This is a genomic window from Acinetobacter sp. Q186-3, from assembly GCF_013420655.1.
Lineage (GTDB): Bacteria > Pseudomonadota > Gammaproteobacteria > Pseudomonadales > Moraxellaceae > Acinetobacter > Acinetobacter indicus.
Map to the genome: position 1 here is coordinate 1 of NZ_VOXS01000038.1, position 4334 is coordinate 4334.

Genomic DNA, 4334 nt, shown 5'->3' on the forward strand with positions numbered 1-4334 from the left:
ATTTCTGTAAGTTAAAAGAATTTAAACGTATAGCGATGCGTAGTTGTAAAACAGATACGAGTTTTGAAGCCATGATTCAATTGTGCGCGAGTGTAATTAACTCTCGGTAATTCTCAACAGACCCTAGAACAATTTTTTGATCTAATATAGTGAAGATGCTCCCTATATTCCTTCGTTAACTCTAATACTGATTGAAATATTGTCTCAACTAAATTTGCAGACAAAGGTTCAACCCAATGTATTCTGAATCCAGCACCTTTTGCACCATGATATCGAATACCTAAGGTGTATTGCTTGATACCATCTAAAGTTAAATGCTCTTTGGTGATAGGATCAAGTATAGGCCGTTTAATCAATGCATCAGTTTTTAAAAGAATTGCTTCTGTTGAACGTAACCCAGTAATGATAAGCAACAACAAAAGATTAAGAACAATCTTTTCACCATTTGTTTGGCATAAACTGATAAGTGAAACAATATTGATAAATGTGCGAATTGAGATCAGCTTATCTTTATCAAGATCATCTTCATTTAGTTCCAACTGATCTATTAATGTCTTAGTTTTTTTGGCATTTGGTGTTCTATTTTGGTGACCAATATATAGATATTTTTGAGAAAACTCTAAACGTTGTTCAGTAAAATCATAGTGATTTAGCATATCCTGTAATCTAAGATATGTTCCAGCATGATCTGGAAGGTTTGTTTTACTGGAGTTTTCTGCCAGAATCTCAAAAGAATTATTTAAAATTAAAGTGGATAGATAACAGGGATGAGTTTTTGATATATCTGTATTACGAAGTGAACTGTACCAACGTTTTAAAATTAAAAACTCTGCATATAACTTTTGAGGAGAAGCTTTAGAATTTGATTTTCTATAACTAAGAATTAAAACAGCTTTAATGAAATATTGAAAATTTTCATCAATATCACAGTTACTTATCCCATTTAGTCTTTTAATAGATCCAAAGGTAAAATGTGTTTTACCACTTCTTGATAATAACCAACCAGATCCTATCGTACCTCCATACCATGATGGATCATGCCAATTCCATTTGAAATTTGCCTGCAGATTTTGATTAAAATATTCTTTTTGTTCATTGAGGAATGCATTATATTTTTCAAGATTCATGATGATCTTCCTTATGCATTGCGCAACGAGCTATTACAGATTCAATTTCAAATTTTGTTGATTCATGAACTCTAATTAAAGGATTCCTCGAGACACCTATACCATCAGATAGTCTGATCAGATCATTAATTTCATTTTGAACACTTTCTAGAATATTGCTATGATTGCCATCAATAAAAGGATGAAAATACATGCAACCATAGCAGTTACGTATGGGCTGAAATAAGCACTTGTCTTTATAAGAACATCCACCAATATCATAGTGAATTTTACTACCAATATTTCCTAAAACTTTTTTCTGCTTCCAGTCATTCTTATAAACTAATCTTCCAGTGAGAAGCATAGCAATCATTTGTTTGTATAAGGAATTCCTACCAAGAGCTTGTGCTCTGATCTGGGCTAATTCTGGAGTTGAAAAAATATAATATCTAGCAGTTACAAGAGAAGAATGTCCTAAAATATATGCAATTTCTTCAGCAGAAGATCCAGCCATGGCTAGGCTATAACCTACGTGATGTCTAAAATCTGAAAAGGAATATTTCTGCTTTATCATTTCACCAGCAGTTACAGCTTTCCGATATGATTCAGGTGCAAAATCAAACAATTGAGTATTAATTGCTATTGAGCAAAAGCGGGCAGAGTTCTCACCCATATCAAATAATTTTGCTTCAGGGTGTAAATTAAACTTCTTAATATAAGCAATAATGATTTCTGCAACTTCTTCTGGAAGTTTTACTGCTATTCTTTCATGTACATATCTAGCTTGTTTAGCATAAGGAATTAGCACGCTGTATCGATGGAATTGATCAACAGATCTAGTAGTGTCAATTTTTATATCTTGAGCAGATAACTTTGCTAACTGGACTGGCCTAAGTCCAGTTACATACATAAGTCCCAATATTGATGAATAAAGTAGAGTTTGATTTTTAACTTGATCTAAAACTTTATTTAATTGTGAAAACCCTTGTTGAATCATTGAAATAAGAGGGTAATCAATAGGATCTATGTATTCTTGGTAATATAGTCTTGAATTAAAAGGTTTTGGCCTAGGAATAAACTCTAGCTCAAAATCATCTTCTATATTAAAGCCAGGGAAATCCTCAAGAATTAATAGCTTCAATAAAAATTTTATATGTCCATAAGTAACATTGTGGTTGTCAAATGGTGCAATTTTAATCAGTAAGTTTTTTAAATTTTCATAATTAAAATCTAATTTATTATTATTTAAATAATTCATTAAAAAGTTAAAAGAATAAAGCTTTAGACTTAAAAAAGAAGGGGTGTTTTTTTGAATAAATGCTATTAGGAAAAATTTAATCAAAATATTTTCACTTTCGGAAAGCTTTGAAAAATTTAAATTTTCTCTTTGACCAGAATAGTAAAAATTCCAAATATTATCTGTAGATGTGAGATATTTATCATCAAATTTATCTGCTATCAAAAATTTAACAATTTTAGGTAATTTCTTAGATATATCCTGAAGGGCTTTTATCTGCTGATCACTAAAAAATGATCTAGGTTGTGGTTCTGGATCTATAAAAAGGTCAAATTGTTCCATTTTATAGCTCCCATATCTCTTCTGATATACGTTGTAAATTTAAAAGATTCGCACTGTCTACAATGAATCGCTTTGCATAATAATTTGGCATTATGCTGTTAGCACTCCAACCGCCTAAAACGCGTAAGTCTTCTAGGGCTTTTTGCATAATTTCATTACTGCTTATACTTAGTTTAGAAAGGCTTTCATTCCGATACTTTTTTATTGCGAAAGCTAGAGTGATATATGCCCATGTATGTCGACAAATATGAGGAGTTATCTTTTGAACTGAGTCAATATTCGTATGATCAAAATATATAGGATGCAGCTTTCTAAATGCTTTATCTATTTTTATGAATATTGCATTGATAGAAGAATAGCTTAGCGGAGAGTAGGGTGGCTTCAAAGAGGTAAACAAGAGGTCAGATTCGGTAAAATTTCTTATATTTTCGATATATAGATTTAGGAACTTAAAATCCATATTATTGAGTTTTATAACCCGGAATGACTGTTCATTTTTTATACTCGGTTTTCTAGCTCTCGTATCATGCTCATCCTCAGTATTCGTAACTACAAGACTATATAAGTCAGAGTTAAGAGACTTTTTAATTGATCTTTTAGTCAGCAGCATTAATTCTCCAACTCTTAAGCCATAATTCACCATTAGATGCACAATCAAAAAATTTCTAAGCTGATGCTGCTGGCTGGAGAAAGGATTATTTATATTGGTTTTAGTGGATTGATTTGGCCGGATAATTTCATAAAGCTTAGCTAACATTTCGTTATTTAGACTTTTAAAACTATGATTAATTTCACTTTTTACAGTTAAACTGCGTTTAGAAAATTTACTAAAAATTTTCTTTTTATTCATCAAATATAGATCTATGTTTTTTCTGCGATGTGTTATTTCTGTGACTGTAAGCTCTTGATTTCTAACATTCCAGTATTCATCAAGTAGATATGCAAAATACTTAAATAAAGACCTTATACGCTGAGTAATGGTCATATAGTTAACATCAAGATTAGATCTCAAACGAATTAGATTGGTTTCTACTTTTTTATTATTTTCTAAGAAAAACATAAAATTATCGATTTCTTGTAAATAGATTTCAGGGTTATAGTTCAAAGAAAGGAATGACTCACAAAACGATGTTGAAAATTTCTGAAACCAGAATTCATACCAAAATTTAAGTGCGAGCATATCTGATTGTTGGGTAGCTACACTTTGAAATCTCAAAACAGATAAAGAATAGAGCAATGGATAAAGACAAGCAGTTGTAGTCGAAGCATTGAACAGCACAACAATTCGATTTTGAGTTGAATGTTTTTTTGAGAGTTTGATTGTCTTTAAGAAGAACATTACACAATTGAAGAACTAAATGAAGTAAACACTATATAGACTTAAATAAAATTAGCATAGGATTATTTGGAAAATAAGTTATTGATTTATATATTGTTTATCTATAAACACGGGTGATTATGAAGTAAATGTATCATGTAACCAATTTAACATAATATACATTATACGAAATATAGCTGTAAGCCCAAAGTAGAAATGTCCGGTTTCTCCAAAGTAAAAATGTCCGCTTTTAGAATATGCACTTTTGCAATTTTCTTAGCGGACGGTTTGATATGTTGGTGTCTATGTCGGATAAAGAACTTAAACGATT

The 4334-nt window shown here is 30.8% G+C and carries 2 protein-coding genes and 1 pseudogene; all 3 read right to left on the bottom strand.

The window, feature by feature from the left end:
• Window positions 1-128 precede the first annotated feature (128 nt).
• Window positions 129-1127 (bottom strand): annotated as a pseudogene (locus tag FTT64_RS14155) (hypothetical protein); the annotation flags it as partial.
• Window positions 1117-2685, bottom strand: coding sequence for a site-specific integrase (locus FTT64_RS14160; RefSeq protein ID WP_180182510.1), 1569 nt, complete (start codon window positions 2683-2685; stop codon window positions 1117-1119). The gene FTT64_RS14160 and the pseudogene FTT64_RS14155, both read right to left, overlap by 11 nt.
• 1 nt (window position 2686) lies before the next feature.
• Window positions 2687-4024 (bottom strand): site-specific integrase, encoded by a 1338-nt coding sequence (locus FTT64_RS14165; RefSeq protein ID WP_180182509.1) that lies wholly within the window; start codon window positions 4022-4024, stop codon window positions 2687-2689.
• Between the last annotated feature and the right edge of the window lie 310 nt (window positions 4025-4334).

Coding starts and splice junctions, on each gene's coding strand:
- FTT64_RS14160 (WP_180182510.1), bottom strand. CDS start 2,685: ATGGAACAATTTGACCTTTTTATAGATCCAGAACCACAACCTAGATCA.
- FTT64_RS14165 (WP_180182509.1), bottom strand. CDS start 4,024: ATGTTCTTCTTAAAGACAATCAAACTCTCAAAAAAACATTCAACTCAA.